At 61.8% G+C, this 21,014-nt stretch carries 22 protein-coding genes; 13 read left to right on the top strand and 9 right to left on the bottom strand.

From position 1 onward, the window contains the following. The first annotated feature begins 9 nt into the window (after positions 1–9). The 5 genes from MRBLMS1_RS27940 (at position 10) to rpoH (ending at position 5,130) form a co-directional block, all read left to right on the top strand. A complete protein-coding gene (locus MRBLMS1_RS27940) occupies positions 10–951 on the top strand; it encodes a MerR family transcriptional regulator (protein ID WP_485883580.1) in 942 nt (313 codons plus the stop codon). Between the two features lie 164 nt (positions 952–1,115). Further along, positions 1,116–2,174: a signal recognition particle-docking protein FtsY gene (gene ftsY / locus MRBLMS1_RS27935; protein WP_251351064.1), complete on the top strand. Its 1,059-nt coding sequence runs from the start codon at positions 1,116–1,118 to the stop codon at positions 2,172–2,174. 10 nt (positions 2,175–2,184) lie between these two features. Beyond that, positions 2,185–2,928: a cell division ATP-binding protein FtsE gene (locus tag MRBLMS1_RS27930; RefSeq protein ID WP_139091682.1), complete on the top strand. Its 744-nt coding sequence runs from the start codon at positions 2,185–2,187 to the stop codon at positions 2,926–2,928. Beyond that, positions 2,925–3,845 (top strand): permease-like cell division protein FtsX, encoded by a 921-nt coding sequence (ftsX, locus tag MRBLMS1_RS27925; RefSeq protein WP_070222518.1) that lies wholly within the window; start codon positions 2,925–2,927, stop codon positions 3,843–3,845. The genes MRBLMS1_RS27930 and ftsX overlap by 4 nt, the downstream gene beginning before the upstream one ends. A gap of 391 nt (positions 3,846–4,236) precedes the next feature. Continuing rightward, entirely contained in the window at positions 4,237–5,130 is an 894-nt protein-coding gene (rpoH, locus tag MRBLMS1_RS27920) for an RNA polymerase sigma factor RpoH (protein ID WP_034748938.1), read from the top strand. Between the two features lie 90 nt (positions 5,131–5,220). Here the strand turns inward: rpoH and MRBLMS1_RS27915 are convergent, their stop codons facing one another. Beyond that, positions 5,221–5,487, bottom strand: a complete 267-nt coding sequence (locus MRBLMS1_RS27915) for a hypothetical protein (protein WP_034748940.1) — start codon at positions 5,485–5,487, stop codon at positions 5,221–5,223. A gap of 177 nt (positions 5,488–5,664) precedes the next feature. Here MRBLMS1_RS27915 and MRBLMS1_RS27910 point away from each other — a divergent pair, with 177 nt between their 5' ends. After that, entirely contained in the window at positions 5,665–6,117 is a 453-nt protein-coding gene (locus MRBLMS1_RS27910; protein ID WP_485883576.1) for a hypothetical protein, read from the top strand. Between the two features lie 3 nt (positions 6,118–6,120). Here MRBLMS1_RS27910 and MRBLMS1_RS27905 read toward each other — a convergent pair whose 3' ends face one another. Together MRBLMS1_RS27905 and MRBLMS1_RS27900 are read right to left on the bottom strand one after the other, a co-directional pair. Beyond that, positions 6,121–6,468, bottom strand: coding sequence for an antibiotic biosynthesis monooxygenase family protein (locus tag MRBLMS1_RS27905; protein ID WP_485883574.1), 348 nt, complete (start codon positions 6,466–6,468; stop codon positions 6,121–6,123). Beyond that, positions 6,465–7,568 (bottom strand): cytochrome P450, encoded by a 1,104-nt coding sequence (locus MRBLMS1_RS27900; protein ID WP_485883572.1) that lies wholly within the window; start codon positions 7,566–7,568, stop codon positions 6,465–6,467. The genes MRBLMS1_RS27905 and MRBLMS1_RS27900 overlap by 4 nt, the downstream gene beginning before the upstream one ends. 76 nt (positions 7,569–7,644) lie before the next feature. Between MRBLMS1_RS27900 and MRBLMS1_RS27895 the strand changes: the two genes are divergently transcribed. The 4 genes from MRBLMS1_RS27895 (at position 7,645) to MRBLMS1_RS27880 (ending at position 13,081) form a co-directional block, all read left to right on the top strand. Then, positions 7,645–8,334 carry an ArsR/SmtB family transcription factor gene (locus MRBLMS1_RS27895; protein WP_485883570.1) on the top strand — a complete coding sequence of 230 codons (690 nt, stop codon included), beginning with the start codon at positions 7,645–7,647 and terminating at the stop codon, positions 8,332–8,334. 10 nt (positions 8,335–8,344) lie between these two features. After that, the gene (locus MRBLMS1_RS27890) at positions 8,345–9,076 is read left to right on the top strand and encodes an ABC transporter ATP-binding protein (protein WP_485883568.1); all 732 of its coding nucleotides are present in this window, start codon (positions 8,345–8,347) and stop codon (positions 9,074–9,076) included. Continuing rightward, positions 9,073–11,349 carry a CPBP family intramembrane glutamic endopeptidase gene (locus tag MRBLMS1_RS27885; protein WP_485883566.1) on the top strand — a complete coding sequence of 759 codons (2,277 nt, stop codon included), beginning with the start codon at positions 9,073–9,075 and terminating at the stop codon, positions 11,347–11,349. Before MRBLMS1_RS27890 ends, MRBLMS1_RS27885 begins: the two co-directional genes overlap by 4 nt. A gap of 79 nt (positions 11,350–11,428) precedes the next feature. Beyond that, a complete protein-coding gene (locus MRBLMS1_RS27880) occupies positions 11,429–13,081 on the top strand; it encodes a patatin-like phospholipase family protein (RefSeq protein WP_181877969.1) in 1,653 nt (550 codons plus the stop codon). Between the two features lie 39 nt (positions 13,082–13,120). On the opposite strand, the gene MRBLMS1_RS27875 is transcribed toward MRBLMS1_RS27880, so the two are convergent. The 6 genes from MRBLMS1_RS27875 to MRBLMS1_RS27850 form a co-directional block, all read right to left on the bottom strand. After that, on the bottom strand, positions 13,121–14,008 hold the full coding sequence (locus tag MRBLMS1_RS27875) for a hypothetical protein (protein ID WP_485883564.1): 888 nt from the start codon (positions 14,006–14,008) through the stop codon (positions 13,121–13,123). Between the two features lie 174 nt (positions 14,009–14,182). Further along, positions 14,183–14,401 (bottom strand): hypothetical protein, encoded by a 219-nt coding sequence (locus MRBLMS1_RS27870; RefSeq protein ID WP_034748958.1) that lies wholly within the window; start codon positions 14,399–14,401, stop codon positions 14,183–14,185. A 79-nt stretch (positions 14,402–14,480) separates the two neighbouring features. Continuing rightward, the gene (locus tag MRBLMS1_RS27865) at positions 14,481–15,062 is read right to left on the bottom strand and encodes a TerD family protein (RefSeq protein WP_034748960.1); all 582 of its coding nucleotides are present in this window, start codon (positions 15,060–15,062) and stop codon (positions 14,481–14,483) included. Between the two features lie 34 nt (positions 15,063–15,096). Beyond that, complete coding sequence (locus MRBLMS1_RS27860; protein ID WP_070305705.1) at positions 15,097–15,792, bottom strand: TIGR00266 family protein; 696 nt, start codon at positions 15,790–15,792, stop codon at positions 15,097–15,099. 72 nt (positions 15,793–15,864) lie between these two features. Then, the gene (locus MRBLMS1_RS27855) at positions 15,865–16,440 is read right to left on the bottom strand and encodes a TerD family protein (protein ID WP_034748966.1); all 576 of its coding nucleotides are present in this window, start codon (positions 16,438–16,440) and stop codon (positions 15,865–15,867) included. A gap of 147 nt (positions 16,441–16,587) precedes the next feature. Then, positions 16,588–17,670, bottom strand: a complete 1,083-nt coding sequence (locus MRBLMS1_RS27850) for a DUF475 domain-containing protein (protein WP_034748969.1) — start codon at positions 17,668–17,670, stop codon at positions 16,588–16,590. A gap of 117 nt (positions 17,671–17,787) precedes the next feature. Between MRBLMS1_RS27850 and nhaR the strand changes: the two genes are divergently transcribed. The 3 genes from nhaR to MRBLMS1_RS27835 all read left to right on the top strand — a co-directional run bounded on the left by nhaR (position 17,788) and on the right by MRBLMS1_RS27835 (position 20,933). Next, the gene (nhaR, locus tag MRBLMS1_RS27845; RefSeq protein ID WP_128141330.1) at positions 17,788–18,702 is read left to right on the top strand and encodes a transcriptional activator NhaR; all 915 of its coding nucleotides are present in this window, start codon (positions 17,788–17,790) and stop codon (positions 18,700–18,702) included. A 123-nt stretch (positions 18,703–18,825) separates the two neighbouring features. Then, positions 18,826–20,169 (top strand): MFS transporter, encoded by a 1,344-nt coding sequence (locus MRBLMS1_RS27840; protein WP_485883560.1) that lies wholly within the window; start codon positions 18,826–18,828, stop codon positions 20,167–20,169. An 86-nt stretch (positions 20,170–20,255) separates the two neighbouring features. Continuing rightward, a complete protein-coding gene (locus tag MRBLMS1_RS27835; RefSeq protein WP_485883559.1) occupies positions 20,256–20,933 on the top strand; it encodes a suppressor of fused domain protein in 678 nt (225 codons plus the stop codon). Positions 20,934–21,014 lie beyond the last annotated feature (81 nt).

Below are 21,014 nucleotides of genomic sequence, written 5' to 3'. Positions count from 1 at the left end.
CCCCCTGGTATGGATACTGACCTGCAACCTACTTCCGCCTTCAGCATCAGCGATGTCGAGCGCGATACCGGGCTGGCCAAGGAAACCTTGCGTGTATGGGAGCGACGCTACGCCTTTCCCCAGCCCCAGCGCGACGCCTTTGGCGAGCGCAGCTATCCGGCCGAGCAAGTGCAGAAGTTGCGCATGGTCAAGCGCCTGCTGGACCTCGGATTTCGTCCGGGCAAAATCATGCAGCACAGCACCGTGCAACTGCAGCAGCTGGCCAGCGCCGGCAGCGCGGCGCCGCCAGCGCCGGCCCCCCAGCTTGAACACTACCTGTCGCTGTGCCGTGGCCACCAGATGACGGAACTGGGCGATGCCCTGCGCCAGGCGCTGGCCGTGCTGGGCTTGAAAGCGTTCACCATCGACGTGATCGCCCCCCTCACGGGCATGGTGGGCGAAGCGTGGGCTTGCGGCGACCTGGCCGTGTATGAAGAGCATCTGTATAGCGAAACCTTGCAAACGGTGATGCGCCACGCCATCTTTTCCCTGCCGCAAGCAAGCAGCCCGTCCACGCGCACGCCGCGCATCGTCCTCAGCACCTTGCCGCAGGAGCGTCATGGCCTGGGGCTGCTGATGGCCGAGGCCTTGTGCGCCGCGGCCGGCGCCCACTGCATGTCGCTCGGCGTGGAAACGCCGCTGACGGACATCGTCGCGGCCGCCCGCGCGCAGCGGGCCGACATCGTGGCGCTGTCGTTTTCCAGCGCCAGCAAGCAACGGCAGACGCGCGACAGCCTGCATCAGCTGCATGCAAGCTTGCCGCCAGAGATGGAATTGTGGGCCGGCGGACGCAGTCCCGTGCTGTACAAGCAGCCGCCAGCCTTTTTGCACGTGCTGGACTTGCGGCAAGTCGAGGAAAGCATCGCCGACTGGCGCCGCCGCCATCAGGCACTGGCCCTGCAAACCCACTGAACCGGCTGGAAAGCGCGGCAACTGCGGCGATCTCCGTGGATAGCCGCGCAATGTTGCCAATCGAACAGTAAAGCATGAAGGGCCGGGCGCGCTCTGGTAGAATAGCCCGTAACACAGTGTCCGGCGCCGCCGGGCCTTAGGTCAGCACCCGCCACCACACATCCATGTTTAGTTTCTTCAAGAAAAAACCTATCGCTCCCGAGGCTGCGCCAGCCGAGCCCCTCGTCCTTCCCGCCGCCACGCCGCCTGCACCGCAGCCTGCCGCTACGCCCCTGAGCGGCGCGCCGGCCGAGCTCGTGCCCGTGATCGTGGCCGCCGAACCCGAGAAAAAATCGTGGATGACGCGCCTGAAGGCCGGCCTGTCGAAAACTTCGAACACCTTGTCCGTGCTGTTCGTCGGCGCGAAGATCGACGACGCCCTGTACGAAGAGCTGGAAGCGGCGCTGCTGATGTCGGACGCCGGCATCGACGCCACGGAATTCCTGCTCACAGAATTGAAGAAAAAGGTCAAGGAAGACAAGCTGCTCGACGCCGCCGCCGTCAAGGCCGCGCTGAAAGTGTTGCTGATCGACCTGCTCTCGCCGCTGGAAAAGCGCTTCGAGCTGGGCCGCCACAAGCCGCTCGTGATGATGATTTCCGGCGTGAATGGCGCCGGCAAGACCACCACCATCGGCAAGCTGGCCAAGCACATGCAGTCGAACAACCAGTCCGTGCTGCTGGCCGCGGGCGACACCTTCCGCGCCGCCGCGCGCGAACAGTTGATGGTCTGGGGCGAGCGCAACAACGTTACCGTGATTTCGCAGGAATCGGGCGACCCGGCCGCCGTGGCCTACGACTCCGTGCAATCGGCGAAAGCGCGCGGCATCGACGTGGTCATGGTCGATACGGCGGGACGCTTGCCAACGCAGTTGCACCTGATGGAGGAATTGAAGAAAATCAAGCGCGTGATCGGCAAGGGCATGGATGGCGCGCCGCATGAAACCCTGCTCGTTATCGACGGCAATACGGGCCAGAATGCCCTCACGCAAGTGAAAGCGTTTGACGATGCCCTGCAGTTGAGCGGCCTGGTGATCACCAAGCTGGACGGTACCGCCAAGGGCGGCGTGCTGGCGGCGATTGCCCGCGTGCGCCCCGTGCCTGTGTATTTCATCGGCATCGGTGAGAAAATTGAAGACTTGCAGCCTTTCGTGGCTGCCGAATTTGTCGAAGCGCTGCTCGGATAAGCCTACCTACATGATTGAATTTCAGCACGTCTCCAAGCAATACTCCCCCGATGCCGTGGCGCTCAGCGACATTTCGCTCAGTATTGCCAAGGGCGAGCTGGTGTTTCTGGCCGGCCCGTCCGGCGCCGGCAAATCCACCCTGCTGAAAATGATCGCTGCCATGGAACGCCCCACGTCGGGCAAGCTGATCGTCAATGGCCAGGACATGGCAAAGATCAAGCCGGCCGGCGTGCCCTTCCTGCGCCGCAACATGGGCCTGATCTTCCAGCAGCAAAAGTTATTGAACGACCGCTCCATCCTGGCCAACGTCATGCTGCCACTGCTCGTCGTCGGCGCGCACAAGGCGGCCGCCGAGCAGCGCGCGCGCGCCGCGCTCGACAAGGTGGGATTGCTGGACCGCGCCATGGCGCGTCCGCTGTCGCTGTCGGGCGGCGAGCAGCAGCGCGTGTCGATCGCGCGCGCCATCGTCAACCGGCCGCAGATCATCCTGGCCGACGAACCGACGGCCAACCTGGACCGCGCCAGCGCCAACAAGGTGCTCGACGCCCTGAAAGCCTTCCATTCCGTGGGCGTGACCTGCCTCATTTCCAGCCATGACGAACAGATGCTCGACGCCGCCGCCCGCGTGATCCACCTGAAGAATGGCCAGCTGGTCGCCATCGACAAGGCCACGCAAGCGCCCGTCTTCGCCCCGCCCGATCCCGATTTTGCACCTTCCCCCAACCAGGACGACGCGCAGGGAGAACAGCCATGAGAGGCTGGTTCCGTCAACACCGCTTCGCGCTGGGCTCGGCGCTGATTCACTTGCGCAAGTCGCCGGGCGGCTTCCTGTTGAACGTGCTCGTCGTCGCCATCGCCCTGTCGCTGCCGTTCGCCGGCTTGACCATGCTCGACAATGTGCGCCCGATGTCGGAACAGATGTCGGTCGATCCGGAAATCAGCGTCTTCCTGAAGATCGACACGCCGCGCGAGCAAGCCGTGGCTCTGGCCAGCGCCATGCGCAAGATCGTGGGCGAGCAAAAGGCGAAGATCGTCTTCATCCCGCGCGAACAGGCGCTCGACACCCTGAAAAACAAGAATGGCCTGGCCGACGTACTGAGCACTCTGGGCGACAATCCCTTGCCCGACAGCTATGTGCTGAAGCTCGACGCTTTCAGCAGCGCCAGCGAAGCGCAAGATGTCGATGCCGTGGCGGAACAGCTGCGCCATTTGCCCGGCGTGGAATCGGCGCAAGTCGATTCGGCCTGGGTCAAGCGCCTGGCTGCCCTGCTGGGCGTGCTGCGCCTGGTGCTGCTGCTGCTGGCCATTACCCTGGGCGTGGCCGTGATCGCCGTGGTCTTCAATACCATCCGCCTGCAGGTGATGCAGCAGCGCGATGAAATCAGCATCTCGAAACTGATCGGCGCGACGGACACCTTCATCCACCGCCCCTTCTATTACACGGGCGCCCTGCTGGGCCTGTGCGCCGGCGCGTTGGCCCTGGGCGCCGTGGCGCTGGCCTTGCAACCGCTGAATACTGCGATTGCCGAGTTTGCCCGCCTGTATGCGTCCGAATTCCAGCTGGTGCCGCTGGCGCCGCTGCCGATGGCCGGCCTGCTGGCCGTCAGCGCCGGCCTGGGCCTGATCGGCGCCTTCCTCTGCGTACAGCGCCACCTGGCGCGCCTGAACTGATTGTCACTTCCATGGCGGCGCCTTCGCTGCCGCCATGCGTCCCCATCCTGCTGTTATCTTGATATTAAGCAAGTATTCTTAAGGCTCGCTTCAGCCAAAGGCCGTAGACTAACTACGTTGTCCTGAAGCGCTATCTGGATATATATCAAGCATTAAATCATCATAGCATTTAGGCTATCAGGACGATTAAATGTGCTGATTGGCACTCTCACGCAGAGAGTGCTAATATAGGGACATACCAAAGGCAGAAGCGCCATGGACGCCAGATGAAGATGGTGCCGCGCTCTGCAAAGTGCAAGACCGAATACGCAAAAACGAACAGACAAGAGGACCACGTCGCGTGACGTGGCCAACTGGAACAAAGCAAGACTACGAGGGAGAAAACATGACTATGATGTCCGCAACGTCCGCATTGGTTCCGACCAAAAGTAATGCGCTGGGCCTCGGTTTCACTGGCAATCTGGGCAATATCGACGCCTATATTTCGGCCGTGAACCGCCTGCCCATGTTGACCCACGACGAAGAAATTTCGCTGGCGAAACGCCTGCGCGAAAAAAATGACCTGGCCGCCGCGCAAGAACTGGTGCTGTCGCACCTGCGCCTGGTGGTCTCGATTGCCCGCGGCTATCTGGGCTATGGCTTGCCGCATGCCGACCTGATTCAGGAAGGCAATATCGGCTTGATGAAAGCGGTGAAACGTTTCGATCCGGACCAGGGCGTGCGCCTGGTGTCGTACGCCATGCACTGGGTGAAAGCCGAGATGCATGAGTACATCCTGAAAAACTGGCGCCTGGTCAAGGTCGCGACGACGAAGGCACAGCGCAAGCTGTTCTTCAACCTGCGCAGCCACAAGACGGGCCTGGACGCGATGACGCCGAAGCAGATCGATGCGCTGGCCAAGCTGCTCGACGTGAAGCGCGAAGAAGTGATCGAGATGGAAACGCGCTTGAGCGGCCGCGACATCGCGCTGGAATCGCCGACCGACGATGAAGACGACAAGTTTTCGCCGATCGCCTACCTGTCGTCGGAGCAAAGCGAGCCGACCAAGGTGCTGGAAGCGGAACAAGTGACGCGCCTGCAATCGGAAGGCCTGGAAACGGCCTTGAGCAAGCTCGACGCCCGTTCGCGCCGCATCATCGAAGCGCGCTGGCTGGCCAACGACGACGGTTCCGGCGCTACCCTGCACGCGCTGGCAGAAGAGTTCGGCGTATCGGCCGAACGCATCCGCCAGATTGAAGTGGCGGCGCTGAAAAAAATGAAGGGCGCCCTGGCCGCCTGGGTGTAATCGCAAGCAATGCCGCAATGCAAAAGGCGCCGCAAGGCGCCTTTTAGTTTTACAAGTTGATGTTTATCAACAGATAAATATTGTCAGCCCTTACGCTGCAGCCAAGCCCTTGACGAGGACTTCGGCGACCAATTCATTCAGATCCGCGCCGCGCTCCTTGGCCAGGGTCTGCAATTGCAAGACCAGATCGCTGTTCAGCTTGACGGCGAATGGCACCAGGCCCAGGGCCTGATCGCGCTTGCGCTGCTCGCGGCGGTCGACGACCACCGCTTCCTTACCGAATGCACCGGCGCCGGGAACATTCATCTTTCCCATCAGTTTCTTGGCATCGCTTTTGGCCAGGTCGGTTTTTTTCATGGTTGTTTCCTGATTTTCAAAACAGCCATTTTACGCAGTAATCGGCGCGCCGCGTGGCCGGCGCGTCAATTCATCGGCAGCACGCCAATAGTGCGCCAGAAAAATATCATTTTGTTATTATCATTTATCCCACGCATGCACAGGCACGCCCGGGACGCTCTACCTGAAAGGAAAAACATGCATTACCTGACCCGCTCTTATCGTACCGTGCTGCTTCCCCTGCTCATCGTCTGTCTGGCCGTGCTGGCCGGCTGCGGCGCGGCCGGCAGCGCCGGCGACGCGGAAAACACCCCGCGCAGCGTCACCCACGTGCTGTCGCCGGGCGAACAGGTCGCCATCACGGCCACCGATACCCTGAAACTCGAACGCGTCAACGACAGCCGCTGCCGCAAAGGCGCCGTATGCGTATGGAAAGGCTACGTCAGCTACAGTTTCAGTTTGCTCAACAGCGCAGGCGCCACCGACATCGTGCTGTCCGATTCCATGCCGGGCGCTTCCAGTTCCGTCACCGTCAACCACCTGACGTTCACTTTGCTCGACGTCGATCCGGCCACGCCGCCCGCACTCAACACAGCCGAGCCCACCTACCGGGTCAAGGTCAAGATCACACAGGGCGCGCTGCCCCGCTAAGCGCTAGGCATCGTGGCGCTGGCGGCTGTCGGTCGGCGCCTGTTGCCGCTCCAGCATGCCGTAATCGCGCACGACGGCGGCGATGCGCAGCCGGTAATCATCAAATATGCCCTGCCGGCCAGCCGATTGCGCCGCCCGGTGCGCTTCCAGCTGCCGCCACTGCGCCAGCGCCGCCTCGTCGCGAAAGAACGACAGCGACAGCAATTTGCCCGGCTCGCTGAGGCTGCTGAAGCGCTCGATGGAAATGAAACCATCGACTTCGTCAAGCAAGGGCCGCAGCGCGGCGGCCAGATCCAGATACTGCTGGCGCCCTTCTGCACTGGGCCACACTTCAAAAATCACGGCGATCATGCGCTCGCTCCTTGCGTAAACACGGGGATGCGGGCGTTCAGCGATGCTTGATAACGCCACGCCAGTGGCAAGTCTTCCAGCCTGTCGGCCCACGCCTGCAAACAAGCCATGGCAATGGCGTGCGCGATGGACTGGCCCGGGCAGATGTGGCGGCCGTGGCCAAAGCCCGACTCCGCATGGCCGGCGCTGGCCAGCACGACGACGATCATCTGCCCGGCCGGCACCCGCACGCCATCGAATGCCACAACGTCCGCCGTGTAGCGGCGCGTGTTGTGGATCGGGGGATCATGCCGGCTGACTTCGCGCAGCATGGCCGGCCACCGCTCAGGCGACGCGCGCAGTTGCGGCAGCAACTCCGGCTGCGCGCGCAAAGCCACTATGGCATTGCCCAGCAAGCCGGCGGTCGCGTCACACGTCTGCGACAGCAAGCCCACGAGGTTGGCCAGCAGACCGCTCCCCATGGCATCGCTCTCTGTCACGATACTGGCCAGCAGGCTGTCCGGCCTCGCGTTGCCCTCGCGCAGCAAGTGGCCAAAACCTTGCAGCAGGGAGTCGGCCGCCTCCTGCGCGCCAGCCAGTTGTTCACCATTGCTCAGCGGCGACAGGCAGGCGACGAAATCGCGCGTCCAGGCGGCCAGCGCCGGCCATTGCGCTGGCGCAAAGCCCAGCAATTGGGCCGTCGCAAACAAGGGCAGTTGAAAAATCGCCTCGTTGAGCTGGATGGCGCTGGCGGGCACGCGGTCGCTGGCCATGCACAATGTCTGCGCCTGCAGGCGAACCACGTCCACCTGGCCCAGCGCGCGCGCCAGTACCTGTTTCGGCACCGTATGCCGCTCTCCATCATTCATGCGCACGAGCTCCGCAAAAATCGCGCCGCACGGCGTGCCTGCCAGAGACTCCGGCACGACCAGTCCCGGCGGGCGCACGCGGCAAGCGGGATGCTCGAGCACGGCGCGCACGCCGGCCGCGCCCGTCGCCAGCCAGCAATCGAGTGAGGCATCGAAACGCAGCGGCGGGCCGTCCGCCAGGCGGCGATAGTAGTCATACGGCGCCGCGTGGGTGACGGCGGAAAAAGGGTCGGCGGGGTCGGCGAGATGCATGCGCATTCCATTGCAGTGAAGTGGGGACACGAGTATGCTGGTCCTTCCACCACAACACTTCGCCAGCGAACGAATCATGGATGACAAACTTCCCTCGGCCGACATGGGCCTGGCGCAACTGGCCGGCGCCATCGCCGAACCGGCCCGCGCGCGCATGCTGTGCAGCCTGCTCGATGGCCATGCGCGCACGGCCACGGAATTGTCGACGCTGGCCGAAGTGGGCGCCTCGACGGCCAGCGCCCATTTAAGCAGGCTGCGCGACGATGGCTTGCTGTCGATGGTGGCGCAGGGCAAGCACCGCTATTACCGGCTGGCCAGCACGGAGGTGGCGCGGGCGCTCGAAGCGCTGCTGGTGGTGGCCGGCGTGCCGGCAACGCCGTTTACCCCATCCACGCCGGACCGCCTGCGCCATGCGCGCACCTGCTACGACCACATGGCCGGCACCGTCGCCGTCGCCATGCACGACCAGCTGCACGCGCAAGGCTGGCTGCTGGACGACGGCGGCGAATATCGTCTGTCGGAAGCGGGGGCGGCCGGCATGGCGGCCCTGGGCATCGACGTGCCGCAATTGCAGCGCCAGCGCCGCCGCTTCGCCTGTGCCTGCCTGGACTGGAGCGAACGGCGCGCCCACCTGGGCGGCGCGCTGGGAGTCGCCCTGCTGCAACTGGCCCTGCGCCAGCGCTGGGCCGAGCGCGAACTCGACAGCCGCGCCCTGCGCATCACGCCAGCTGGCGAGCGTCGTTTACTGGCCGCCTTCGGCGGTTGAAGGGCACACGATGATCGCCTTCCAGGGCCTGACCAAACAGTACGGCAGCTTCGAGGCCGTCAAGCCGCTGACCTTGCAAGTGGGCAAAGGAGAAGTCTTCGGTTTCTTGGGCCCGAACGGGGCGGGAAAGACCACCACCATCCGCATGCTGATGGGCATCCTCGTGCCCAGCAGCGGGCGCGTGCTGGTCGATGGCCTCGATTGCCACCGCGACGGCGCCGCCGTCAAGCGCAAGGTGGGCTATTTGCCCGACAATCCCATCTTTTACGACTATTTGCGGGGCCGTGAAATCCTGCAATTCGTAGCCGAAATGCATGGTTTTTCGCGCACGGAAGCGGCCGCCCGCGCCGCGCGCCTGCTGACGGAATTCGGGCTCGATGAAGCGAGCGAGGATTTCGCCGTCAATTACTCGCTGGGCATGAAAAAGAAACTGGGCCTGGCCTGCGCGCTGATCCACGATCCGGCCGTGCTGATCCTCGATGAACCGATCAACGGCCTCGACCCGCGTGCTTCGCGCGACGTGCAGGAACGCTTGCTGCGCCGCGCCGCCGCCGGCACCACCATCTTTGTGTCCACGCATTTGCTCGATATGGCGCAAAAGCTGTGCAGCCGCGTTGCCATCATTCACAGGGGCGCCCTGGTCGCCACGGGTAGCCTCGACGATATCCGCCAGCAGCTGTCCAGAGATGGCAGCCTGGAAGAGCTCTTCCTGCAACTGACCGACGAAGCGGCCTCTGCGTGACGCCGCTGCCGCCCACCGCCTGGCGCGCCGTCTGGCTGCTGACCCGCTTGCGCCTGCAGCGCCTGCTCAACGTCAGCGGCCGGGGCTTTTCCTTCAAGAAAAATAATAAAAGCCGTCCCGCCACACCGGGCAAGCGTGGCGGACGCTGGCTGCTCGGCGCATTGCTGCTCGTGCCCATGCTGTTTTCCTTCGGCAGCATCGCCCGCCATAGCGTACTGAACATGCATTGCCTGCTGGACCAGGTCGCCGCCTGCCAGGCACGCGGCAGCCTGTACACGGGCAGCCACCTGCTCGATCCCGTCATTGCGCAATTGATGGCCACGCCCTTCAGCGCGGCGCTGATCGGCGGGCTGACCCTGCAGTTGGCGCTGCTGTGGCTGGTCAGCGTCCTGCTGCCGCTGGGCATGGGCGAACTGTCGAAGCCGGACTGGGATCTGGAATGGCTGATCACCCTGCCCGTCGAGAAAAGCACCTTGCTGTGGGCGCGCGTGCTCGAACGCACGCTCGTCAATCCGACGGGCTTGCTGGCCCTGTGGCCCAGCACGACCGTGATCGCCTGGTATTCGGGCCAGGGCTGGATGTCCCCTTTGTCCGGCCTGCTCGCCAGCCTCGTCCTGCTGGCCCTGGCCGCCATGCTGCGCACCCTGGTCGACACGGGTTTGCGCCTGTCGCTCACGCCATCCCGGCTGGGCAATCTGCAGGCGGTAATTTCTCTGGCAGGCCTGTTGCCCATGTATATGGGCATGTCGTTCGGCATGGGCACGGGCGGCTTCGCCTATGCGTGGGCGGCCGCCATGCCTGCCTGGAGCAGCTGGACGCCGCCGGGCCTGCTGTTGCGCCTGCTCAATGCCGATGGCATGGCCGCCTTGCTGCCCGCCGCTCTGCTGCTGGCGCAAACGCTGCTGTTGATGCTGCTGGGCATGGCCCTCCTGCGCCGCCAGTTGCGCCATGGCGTCGTGGGCGAGGGGCAACGCGAAGGCACGCGCAAGCCGGCAGCGGCGCCATTGCCCACACGCCGGTGGCGCCTGCGCATCGGCACGGCGATCCAGCGGCGCGAACTGACGTTGCTTTTGCGCGACCGTAATTTTCTCGTGCAGACCCTGCTGATGCCCTTGCTGATCCTCAGCGGCCAGGCCCTGTTTACGGGCCAGGCGCGCGACCTGCATGCGCTGCTGGACAATCCGGTCCTGCTGGCCTCGACGGGCTTTTTTCTAGGCACCTATGTGCTGCTGATGTCGGCCTTCCAGACCCTGAACAAGGAAGGCGGCGCGCTGTGGCTGCTGTACACGTTTCCCGTCCCCATCGAGCAGGCGCTGCGGCAAAAGGCCCAGCTGTGGGCCGCGCTGGCCTTGCTGTATCCATTGATCCTGTTCGGCGCGGCGCTGGCCTGGCTGCCCGCCTGGTCATGGCAGACGGCGGGCCTGATGCTACTGGCCCTGGCCGGCATCCCTTTGTACTCGATGATCGCCGTGGCGCTGGGCGTGTTTGCCAGCGATCCGCTGGCCACGGAAACCACGGCCAAGGTGCGCCCCGCTTACACGTACCTGTATTTGCTGCTCACCGGCCTGTACATTGCCGCGCTGGCCGCCGGCAACCCTGCGCAGCAACTGGTGTTTGCCGTGCTCACGGGCGCGCTGGCCGTGGCCCTGTGGCAAAAGGCGCGCGATGCGCTGCCCTACCTGCTTGATCCCGCCGCCTCGCCGCCAGCGAGAATCACGGCGGCCGACGGCCTGATCGCCGTCATGCTGTTTTTCATTCTGCAAACCTTGCTGTTGATCCTGCTCAAGGACCAGGTGGCCGCGCCGCTCACGTATGTGCTGCTGCGCCTCGTGTATTGGCGCGCCGGGACGGCCGGCGTGCCGCGCATAGCACAGGGCCGCCAGCCGTGGCGCTGGGGAGTCGTCGGCGCCTGTGCCGCGGCGCTGTTCGGCATCGGCTACGCGGCCCTGTTGCCGCCTGGTACGTTTCCACCGGCCGGTGGACACTGGCTGTGGCTGCTGGCCCTGGGCGTGCTGGCCGCGCCCCTGTGCAAGGAATTCATCTTCCGCGGCTTGCTGCAGGGCGGCTTGCGCCGCTCGCTGCCGGCCTGGCAGGCGGTCACTGTCGCCGCCGCGCTGTTTGCCGTCATGCATCCACCCGCCGCCATGCTGCCCGCCTTCGCGCTGGGCCTGTGCACGGGCTATGCCTATGAGCGCAGCGGCGCGCTGCTGGCGCCCATGCTGGTGCATGCCGGCTACAACGCGGCCCTCCTCGCGTACCAGTTGCAAGGATAGATACAGGCACAGACAAGTTTGCTAGAATCGCACACGATTTCCGTCCGTATCCCAACCAATGACTACGCACAGATCACGCATGAATCCACGCTTGTTTGCACCATGTATCCTCGTTGCGCTGCTGAGCGGCTGCACGGTACTCGCCCTGCGCCCCAACAGCGGCGTCGAAAACCGCATGTTCACCGTGCAGGAAGCTCCGCGCCTGCGCATCGACGCGCCCAAGGCGCGCATCCAGAATCCCATGCCCAACGACCACTTCATCGGCATCGCGCTGTCCGGCGGGGGCAGCCGCGCAGCCAATTTCTCGGCCGCCTCGCTGGAGCAGCTGGAACAGTTCGGCCTCGTCAGTGGTGCTTCGGCCATCTCCGGCGTGTCGGGCGGCGCCATCGCGGGCGGCTACTATGCACTGCATGGCAAGCAGACGGATTGGCCTTTGCTGCGCAGCAAACTGAAAACGGATTTCTTCGGCCAGACCATTTTGAAACCGGCCAACCTGACGACGATGTTGTTGACGAACAAGACGCGTACCTCGTTCCTGTCCGACGTGTTGGACGATGTGCTGTACGACAAGAAAACCTATCAGGACTTGCCGCACGACGGCCCCATCTTCCTGGCCAACGCGACGGACGCCACCGATGGTGGCAAGCGCGTGGTGTTTTCTTATGAGTATTTTTACGGCACCCTGCATTCGCCGATCCAGGATATCCGCCTGGCCACGGCCGTGGCCACCTCGGCCGCCTTTCCCGGCGTGTTCGATTCCGTCACCTTCGAGCGTTTCCGCCCGAAAAACACCTTCGTGCCGGAACTCGGTTCCGAGTCGCGCGAATCACCGTCGTACGTGCACCTGTTCGACGGCGGCGCGGCCGACAACCTGGGCGTGGAAACCCTGTGGGATGTGGCACTGACGCAGCTGTACGGCAACGACATGGCCGTCGTGCCGCCGCGCCTGAACAGCAAGCCCTTCATCCTCATTTCCATCGATGCCAACGCGCCCAATTCCAGCGCCGTCTTCGAAAAAATGTCGGACGAGCGCCAGCCGCTGGACCGCATCTTCAACAAGAATATCTACGACGCCGTCGACGCCCTGTTTTCGCGCCAGCGCAAGGAAAACCTCGTCAAGATGGGTTTTGGGCAAGCCCGCTTCGATACCATCACGCATGAAAACTTTGGCGACCTGAGCCAGAAATTCGTCAAGGGCAAGCGTACCTCGGCCTTTGCCATCCCCGTGCTGTGCCGTCCCCACCTGGGCCAGTACCGCTGCGAAGTCGACGCGGCCGATCCCTTGCCGGGCCAGATCCGCACGCGGCTCGAAGGCTTTGCCTGGCATATTTCCATCGACCAGATCGCCTCGCTGGCGCTGCGCCTGGCCAGCGGCGATGCGCAAGTCGACGGTGCCCGCAAGGAAGAGCGCGCCGCCCTCGTCAAGCTGCAACGCCTGGCTACGCAAACGAAAACCCATCTGAAGCTGACGGGCCCGGAAAATTGCAGCCCGGAAGTGCTGCAATCGGCCCTGTACAGCGCCGCACGCGTGCTGATCCTCGACGACGAGGAATCGCGCTTCGCCCTGTGCGACTACATGCTGGCGGGCCAGCTGATCAATGACGACACCGTCTGCAAGCAGCGCTATGTGCACGCCGTGCCCCGCTTTGCCATCGAAAGCGAAGATTTGCAGTACCGCAACCTGAGTTCGGACGGCAATTCCGTGAACGTGCCGATACGCTGCAAGAAGTGAGCGCCTTGGCACGGCCTGCCCGGCAGTTGGCAAAGGCGGCTACAACGCCAGCACGCGCTTGCCGTGCACCCATTCCAAGCTGCCATAAGGCGATATCCGGTTCAGTTGCTGCAAGGAATTGAGTGCCAAGGCAGGATCGCGTTTGACATATTTTGTATAGGCACCGATATAAAACAAGCTTTCGGCAAAGGCATCCTGCTGTTCTTCAGCGTCCTTGCGCGCAATTAAGCGGGATAACTCCGTCAGATTATCCGCGCCCTGCCACATTCTTAACAGCGCGCCATAATGCGATTTGCTATTCTTTTCAATATGGACAGCCTGCTTTTCAAGATTTGCATTGGCAAGCGAAGCATCGTTTGCACGCGCCATGATATAGCGATAGACCACTGCCCGATATTCCGCGAATTCAGGTTCATCGGACGTAAATTCCGTATCCGCCAGATAGGCCAACGCGTTTTTCCAGTCACCCAATTCAACGCTGGAAAAAGCGGCGAGTATGAAGCCGGATTGATGCACTGCCAGCCTGCCGGCCCGCTCATCCGGTTTGGCGGCAGCCGCCGCCTGGCGTTCACTGTCAAGTAGCGGCGCCAGCAGGGCCAATGCATCGGCTGCATGTCCTTGGGTAAAAAAAATCGTTGCTTTGGTAACAGTGAAAGACGCTTGCTGTTCCGGCGTGGCAATCCGCAACGCTTGCTCGACCAAGGGCAAAGCTTCTTGCGAACGGTCCAGGGAGTCCAGCGCGGCTGCTTGCATTATCAGCATGTCCGCCTTGCTTTTATCACTAAGCTCCTTTTTCCCCAAAATCTGCGCCAGTTTCAACTGCCGCTCGTGCGTTTCTTTAAGAAAGTTTTCCTGGGCTTGCGATAAACTACTGGCCAACACCAGCGCACCAGCCATCACGCAAGAAATTACTTTAGATAACAGCATAAATTACTCGATTATTGGGAAATAAAATAGCGAGTATATCAAGCAAAATTAACTGATGGAAATTTTCCCAAAGCGTCAATATCTGTCCAGCCAAAAAAAATGACACGCACGATTACTCGTGAGTGTCATTAGCGCAAGGATTCCTGGCGCCCGGTTGATTTAGATCAATCGACCTTAAATCAACCGACTACGCCTGCGCATGTAGCTGCGGCTTAACGCACCTTCCAGTTCCTGCTCCGATTTATGCTGGTTCACCGTGTACAGGGCCCACAGGGCCGCCGGCACCCAGCCGATCACAGTGCACTGCAGAATCAAGGCGGCGGCACCGGCCAGCGGGCGCCCCAGCATGAAAAACGTGAGACACGGAAGTAGCAAGGCTATCAGCAATCGCATCACGACATACTCTCCTAAATATAGAGCAGCGGACAAGGGCCGGTATCCGGTCCGTCCCCCGCCCGCTGCGTACTGCTCCTTATAGATGCACGGCAATTTGCGGCATCAAGTCGTCAAACGTGCGACCGTTGCCGTTTTCGCCGATGGCGTGCATCTTCCATTCGCCGTTATGGCGGTACAGCTTGGCCATGATCTGTGCCGTGTGGGTACCTTGCACAGACAGGTTGAAACGCGCGACTTCCTGGTTATTGCTGGCATTCAAGATGCGGCAATAGGCGTTTTCCACCTGCGAGAAGTTCTGGCCAGTAAAGCTGTTGACGGTGAAAACCAGGCTTTTCACGTGTGCCGGCACTTTTGACAGATCGACATTGATCTGTTCGTCGTCGCCATCGCCCGCGCCCGTACGGTTGTCGCCCGTGTGGACAATGCTGCCGTCCTTGCTTTTCAGCTGGCGGAACCAGACGATGTCGGACGTGCTCTTGTTTTCATCGAACATGACGCACGACGCGTCCAGGTCGACGGCTTCCGTCTTCGAACCGAAACCGAGGAAACCCTTGGTCTTGGCCGCATCCCAGCCCAGGCCCATGGTGATACGGGTCAGGGTGGTACCAGCTTCTTTGTCCAGAGAAATCTTCTGGCCTTTGCTCAAATTGACAGACATACGCATAGCTCCTGTTAGGTTGGTTACTGCTTGATTACGCCGGCTTGCTTTGGGTCCAGGCGAGGAAGGCCGCGCGGTTGCGCGAGCACACGAGGATTTTTCCCGTGCCTGAAAACTTCAATACCATGCCCTCGCCGCTGGTCTGGCTGTTGATCAAATTGCCCAGAAAGCCGCCGCTGCTGCCGGTCGTCATGGAAATTTCGTATTGCAGGCGGTTGTCCCAGCACACGACGTGCGAGTTATCGATCACCACGTCCTTGCCAGGCGTCACTTCCAGTATCGACATCGCGCCAAAACCGGACACCGCCAACTGGCCGCTGCCTGCCGTCTCGGTAATGAAAAAACCACCGCTCTGGGCAAACAGCGCGTTGCCAAGGCTCTGCGTGCGCACCTTCAATTCCACGCCAGAACTGGCCGCCACGAAGGCGCCGTCGCTGATCATGTATTGCTGGGCGCCCACCTCGAGCACCCGCATCGCGCCTGGCAGAGTCGGCGACAACAGACAGTCGCCGTCGCCCCGCATGGCTTCGATATGCTGCTGAAAGAACGATTCCCCGTTGGCAAAGGTGCGCATCAGCGCGGCGCCTATGCCGCCAGTCATCTTGCCTTTCAGCTCAAGATTGGTTTCCATCATCACCATCGCATTGGATTCGCAATAAATCTTCTCGCCCTTGGCAAGCGACACATGCAGGAACGGGTCGACGTCCCCGGTAATAGTAAAAACTGGCATCTGACTGTTCCTTCCTCAACTCAGTAATGATGGGGGCGGTCCACACAGCGGACCGCCTTGACTGCTTACAACTTAAACACCGACACCAAAGGAGGCCGCCAGTGGGCCCAGACCGCCTTTGTAGCCTTGGCCGATGGCCTTGAATTTCCAATCGGCGCCATTGCGGTAGATTTCGCCGAAGACCATGGCCGTTTCGGCAGAGCCGTCTTCCGACAGGTCGAAGCGGGCGATTTCCGTGTTGCCGTTGGCGTTCACGCAGCGCACGTACGCTTTCGATACCATACCAAAGTTTTGCTTGCGCGCTTCGGCATCGTGAATCGTGACGCAGACGGCGATCTTGTCGATCTCGGCTGGCACTGTGGCCAGGTCGACCATGACGGTTTCATCATCGCCATCGCCGGCGCCCGTGGTGTTGTCGCCCGAGTGGGTGACGGAACCGTCGCTCGATTTCAGGTTGTTGTAGAAAATCATGTCGACGTCGGCGCGTACCTTGCCGTCCGCCTTCAACAGGAACACGGAACCGTCGATGTCGAACGCGGCGCCATCGGTGGCGCGGGCATCCCAGCCCAGGCCGATGATCATCTTCGAGATGCCAGGAGCTTCTTTGCTCAGGTTGACGTTGCCGCCTTTTTGCAGACTGATTGCCATGATGTATTTCTCCTATGTGAAATAAAAGTCCAGCGAATAATTAACTTATAAAACACCTGGCGCCCTCCACCGGCCCGACTCCCCAGGCCGGCGGCGGCGCTTGCTGCATCACGCTGGCAAACGGGTGTGGCGTTTGCCGCGTATCTCTTACGCCTTGGCTGCTGCTTCCAGCTCAGGCTGTTTATCTTCCGTGCCTTCCAGCAAGGCCATGCGTCGCTTGTAACGGATCGACGACCACAGCGAGGCGAGAATGAAAGCCACGCCGATCAGACCCGTGAAGATCTCGGGAATGTGGAACTTCATGCTGACCAACATGATCACGGCCAGGATACCGATCGCATAGTGCGCGCCGTGCTCCAGATAAACAAACTCGTCGAGCGTACCCTTGCGCACCAGGAACACCGTCATCGAACGCACGAACATCGCGCCGATAGCCAGGCCCAGCATGATGATCACGACATCCTTGGTGATGGCAAACGCGCCGATCACGCCGTCAAAGCTGAACGAAGCGTCGAGCACTTCCAGATACAGGAAGCCGCCAATACCGCCGCGCTTGACGATGTCGCCCATGTTGCCGTCGCCGTTATCGCCTTCCAGCAAGCCGCTGATCACGTCGACACCCACGTAGGTCAGGATACCCCACAGGCCGGCCGTCAGGACCACCAGTTTCTGGCCTTCTTCGATCATCGACAGGCTGGCCATCAGGGTGCCCAGCGCGATCATCACGGAAATCGACGATACCTTGCCCAGCGCGCCCAGTTTTTCTTCAATACGGCCCAGCCAGTGCGTTTCTTTTTCGTCGTCCAGCAGGAAGTTCAGGAAGACCAGCAGCAGGAAGATGCCGCCGAAAGCCGCCACTTCCGCATGGTGATTCGTCAGGTGCATCGAGTACTGTTCAGGATTGCTCAGTGCCAGATTCCAGACTTCCATCAAGCCCAGGTCCGCCGCTTGCGCCACGATGACCAGCGGGAACAGCAAACGCATGCCGAAGACGGCGATGATGATGCCGACGCCCAGGAACAGGCCCTGCCAGAACTTGTCCCAGTTCTTCAGCACCGAAGCGTTGACCACCGCGTTGTCGAACGACAGCGAGACTTCCATCACGCCCAGGATCACCGCGATACCGAGCGCCGCCAGCATCGTCTGCACGCCACCGTGCGTGTAACCCCACCAGGCGGAAATGCCCAGGCAGATAAATGTCACTAGAAATGACACTCTGAAATGTTTCATCGATAGTTCCCCTTTATCCAAATTCAATGGAACGTAGTATAGGGACGTGTGACACATTTAAAAATAGAAGATAATGGAAGTATTACTTCGTAAAAACAGAAGATAGAGGGTGCAGCGATGAAAACCACGGGCTTCAATTACCGCCATTTGTATTTCTTTTGGGTGGTTGCCAAGGAAGGCGGCGTGACGCGCGCGGCTGAACGGCTGGGACTGGCCGTGCAAACCATCAGCACGCAGCTGGCCCTGCTGGAAAAGGAGCTGGGCAAATCCTTGCTGCAACCGCAGGGACGACGCTTGGTGCCGACGGAAGCGGGCCGCCTGGCGCTCGGCTATGCGGACCAGATTTTTTTGCTGGGCGAACAGATGCAGGACGCGCTGGCCGACGCGGACGCGGAAAAGATGCGCCTGACGGTGGGCATTTCCGATTCGCTGCCGAAACTGATGGCGTACCGCATGCTCGACGCCACGCGCAGCCTGGACCAGCCCATCAAACTCGTGTGCCTGGAAGACGAATTCGAATCCCTGCTGGCCGACTTGGCCCTGCACAAGCTGGACCTGGTGCTGACGGACCGCGCCGTACCGGCCGGCGCCAGCCTGCGCGTGTCCAGCCACCTGTGGGGCGAGAGCGCCATGAAGCTGTTCGGCATCCCCGCGCTGGCCGAACAATACCGCGACAATTTCCCGCACAGCCTGCACGGCGCGCCATTCCTGCTACCGGCGCGCAATAACGCCTTGCGCGGGCGCATCGACGAATGGATGGTGCAGCAGGGCGTGCGCCCCGACGTGGTCGGCGAATTCGAGGACAACGCCATGCTCAACGCGTTCGGCCGCAAGGGCCTGGGCCTGTTCTTCGCGTCCGCCAGCCTGGCGGCCGATATCGAAGAGCAATTCGGCGCCGTGCTGGTCGGCGACGCCTCATCCCTGCGCGAACAGTTTTACGTCATCTCGAACGAGCGCAAGATCATGCACCCGGCGCTCGACGTGATCCTGGCGGCCATCCAGGGCCACCCGAAGATTCACAAGGAAACCTGATAAATCCATTCGAAAATAACGTTTGAATAATCAATCAAAAGCGATTGTAATAAAGCCTGAGACAAACACGCGCCCAGCCCTCGCCGGAAGGGCGCGATCACCATAAAAAACAGGAGCGGCACCATGTCCACGGCAGGCAAGACGATCGATATTCCCGATCTCATCAATAACAACAAGATCGGCTCCTTCCAGATCGGCATGCTGATCCTGTGCGGGCTATGCGTCATCATGGATGGCTTCGACGTGCAGGCGATGGGCTATGTGGCCCCGGCCATCATTGCCGACTGGCATGTCAGCAAGGCCAACCTGGGCCCCGTGTTTGGCGCGGGCCTGCTGGGCATGCTGGTCGGCTCGCTCGTCTTCAGCATCACGGCCGACAAATTCGGCCGCCGCCCGGTGCTGATCGGCTCGACCATCTTCTTTTCGCTGTGCATGCTGGTCACGCCGCTGGCAACGACCATCGAGCAATTGCAGCTGATCCGCTTCATCACGGGACTGGGCCTGGGCGCCGTGATGCCGAACGCCATGGCGCTGGCCGGCGAATACAGCCCCCTGCGCAAGAAAGTCACGCTGATGATGCTGGTCTCGTGCGGCTTTACCCTGGGCGCCGTGCTGGGCGGGCTATTGTCCGCCGCGCTGATTCCCGCCTTCGGCTGGCAATCCGTGTTTTACGTGGGCGGCGTGGTGCCGCTCGTCATCGGCGTGCTGATGTTCTTCCTGCTGCCGGAATCGATGCAATTCCTTGTGCTCAAGAAACGCAAGCTGGACAAGGTCGCCAAGTGGCTCAAACGCATCGACCCGACGGTGACCATCACGGCCGACACGCAATACCTCGTGCATGAGAAGGAACACAAGGGCGCGCCCGTGCTGCAATTGTTTACGGGCGGCCGCGCCAAGATGACGATATTGCTGTGGGTCATCAACTTCATGAACTTGCTGAACCTGTATTTCCTGTCGAACTGGCTGCCGACCATCGCCAAGGAAGCGGGCCTGTCGACGGCCAACGCCGTGCTGGCCGGCACTGCCCTGCAAGTGGGCGGCACCATCGGCACCCTCGTCATGGGCCAGCTGATCGACCGCTCGAGCTTCCGCCGCATCCTGCTGCCGTGCTTCCTGGTCGCCGCCGTGGCCATCGCCCTGATCGGCCGTCCGGACGTGTCGCTGGCCTTCCTGTTCATCACGATTTTCATTGCCGGCTTTTGCGTGGTGGGCGGCCAACCTGCCGTCAATGCCCTGGCGGCCAGCTACTATCCGACCACCCTGCGCTCGACGGGCATCGGCTGGAGCCTGGGCATCGGGCGCATCGGCTCCATCATCGGCCCCGTGCTCGGTGGCGAGCTGATCCGCCTGAACTGGCCCAACAGCACGATTTTCCTCGTCGTCGCCATCCCGGCCATCGTCTCTGCCGTCATGGTCTTTGCCATGCGCGGCGGGCCGCAAGCGGCCCCCGCCAAGGTAACCGCCTGAGGCACGCGCATCAGCCGATTGAACCGTACGCCGTCATAAAGTTGCATGTTTTATACTCAAATGCTCATCCATTTCAGTAAACCGACATGACCAACATTAGCAATGACGGCGCCGCAACCAGCCTTCTGGAAGCAGCCTGGACCCAGCGCGAAGAAACGCTCTACACAGCCCTGTTCGGGGACCTGGGACCGGGCATCTACCCGCTCGACCTGTCCCTGTTCGAACAGATGTTCAACTATACGCAAGTCGACCCGCGCTGGCTGCATATCGGCGTGTTCGAATGCCCGCCGACACCCGCGCGGCCGCACTGGGTCTACGTGTCGTCGGGCCTGTCCAATCCATGGGACGACGAACCCGATGCGGAGGAAGAGTGGACGGGACTGGGCCGCGAACTACTGCTGGAATGCCCGCAGCAGTCGCCATGGGCGCTGGCGCTGGTACGCAGGTTCGCCGCGTACCAGATGCTGCTGGCGGCTGGCCGCTTCGGCGACCAGGAACCGCTGGACTCCTGGGACCGCATGTCAGTTGGCGGCCCCATCGATGGCCAGCAGTCCGTATTGAGCGCCATCATCATGGTGCCCAGCGAACATTACCCGGAAGAATATGCACTGGTCTCGGGAAAATTTGCCTTCCTGCAGATTATCGGTCTCAGCGCTGCCGAGCTGGCGCATGGCCGCGCGCACGACTTCGAGGACTTGCTGCAGACGCTGGGCGACCAGGGCGCCGCACCGCTGGTCGACGCCGCACGCCGCAGCATCGTGTAAAACCGCAGGGCCGATTCGCCGGAAATTAGGATACTGCGCCCTTCGTCGTTTAAGATGACGTTTTACCAGCCCATCTTCAGC

The sequence above is a fragment of the Massilia sp. LMS1-1-1.1 genome (assembly GCF_040815535.1).
In the GTDB taxonomy this organism is placed as follows: Bacteria; Pseudomonadota; Gammaproteobacteria; order Burkholderiales; family Burkholderiaceae_D; genus Janthinobacterium; species Janthinobacterium aestuarii.
This window is presented reverse-complemented; position numbering and strand designations above follow the sequence as displayed.

What these genes read in the sequence shown, in the direction of transcription:
- MRBLMS1_RS27890 (WP_485883568.1), top strand. Translation starts at nt 8,345, where the DNA reads ATGATCGCCTTCCAGGGCCTGACCAAACAGTACGGCAGCTTCGAGGCC.
- MRBLMS1_RS27915 (WP_034748940.1), bottom strand. Translation starts at nt 5,487, where the DNA reads ATGAAAAAAACCGACCTGGCCAAAAGCGATGCCAAGAAACTGATGGGA.
- MRBLMS1_RS27930 (WP_139091682.1), top strand. Translation starts at nt 2,185, where the DNA reads ATGATTGAATTTCAGCACGTCTCCAAGCAATACTCCCCCGATGCCGTG.
- MRBLMS1_RS27865 (WP_034748960.1), bottom strand. Translation starts at nt 15,062, where the DNA reads ATGTCTGTCAATTTGAGCAAAGGCCAGAAGATTTCTCTGGACAAAGAA.
- MRBLMS1_RS27940 (WP_485883580.1), top strand. Translation starts at nt 10, where the DNA reads ATGGATACTGACCTGCAACCTACTTCCGCCTTCAGCATCAGCGATGTC.
- MRBLMS1_RS27910 (WP_485883576.1), top strand. Translation starts at nt 5,665, where the DNA reads ATGCATTACCTGACCCGCTCTTATCGTACCGTGCTGCTTCCCCTGCTC.
- MRBLMS1_RS27835 (WP_485883559.1), top strand. Translation starts at nt 20,256, where the DNA reads ATGACCAACATTAGCAATGACGGCGCCGCAACCAGCCTTCTGGAAGCA.
- MRBLMS1_RS27880 (WP_181877969.1), top strand. Translation starts at nt 11,429, where the DNA reads ATGAATCCACGCTTGTTTGCACCATGTATCCTCGTTGCGCTGCTGAGC.
- MRBLMS1_RS27840 (WP_485883560.1), top strand. Translation starts at nt 18,826, where the DNA reads ATGTCCACGGCAGGCAAGACGATCGATATTCCCGATCTCATCAATAAC.
- MRBLMS1_RS27875 (WP_485883564.1), bottom strand. Translation starts at nt 14,008, where the DNA reads ATGCTGTTATCTAAAGTAATTTCTTGCGTGATGGCTGGTGCGCTGGTG.
- MRBLMS1_RS27895 (WP_485883570.1), top strand. Translation starts at nt 7,645, where the DNA reads ATGGATGACAAACTTCCCTCGGCCGACATGGGCCTGGCGCAACTGGCC.
- MRBLMS1_RS27900 (WP_485883572.1), bottom strand. Translation starts at nt 7,568, where the DNA reads ATGCATCTCGCCGACCCCGCCGACCCTTTTTCCGCCGTCACCCACGCG.
- ftsY (WP_251351064.1), top strand. Translation starts at nt 1,116, where the DNA reads ATGTTTAGTTTCTTCAAGAAAAAACCTATCGCTCCCGAGGCTGCGCCA.
- rpoH (WP_034748938.1), top strand. Translation starts at nt 4,237, where the DNA reads ATGATGTCCGCAACGTCCGCATTGGTTCCGACCAAAAGTAATGCGCTG.
- MRBLMS1_RS27905 (WP_485883574.1), bottom strand. Translation starts at nt 6,468, where the DNA reads ATGATCGCCGTGATTTTTGAAGTGTGGCCCAGTGCAGAAGGGCGCCAG.
- ftsX (WP_070222518.1), top strand. Translation starts at nt 2,925, where the DNA reads ATGAGAGGCTGGTTCCGTCAACACCGCTTCGCGCTGGGCTCGGCGCTG.
- MRBLMS1_RS27850 (WP_034748969.1), bottom strand. Translation starts at nt 17,670, where the DNA reads ATGAAACATTTCAGAGTGTCATTTCTAGTGACATTTATCTGCCTGGGC.
- nhaR (WP_128141330.1), top strand. Translation starts at nt 17,788, where the DNA reads ATGAAAACCACGGGCTTCAATTACCGCCATTTGTATTTCTTTTGGGTG.
- MRBLMS1_RS27855 (WP_034748966.1), bottom strand. Translation starts at nt 16,440, where the DNA reads ATGGCAATCAGTCTGCAAAAAGGCGGCAACGTCAACCTGAGCAAAGAA.
- MRBLMS1_RS27870 (WP_034748958.1), bottom strand. Translation starts at nt 14,401, where the DNA reads ATGCGATTGCTGATAGCCTTGCTACTTCCGTGTCTCACGTTTTTCATG.
- MRBLMS1_RS27860 (WP_070305705.1), bottom strand. Translation starts at nt 15,792, where the DNA reads ATGCCAGTTTTTACTATTACCGGGGACGTCGACCCGTTCCTGCATGTG.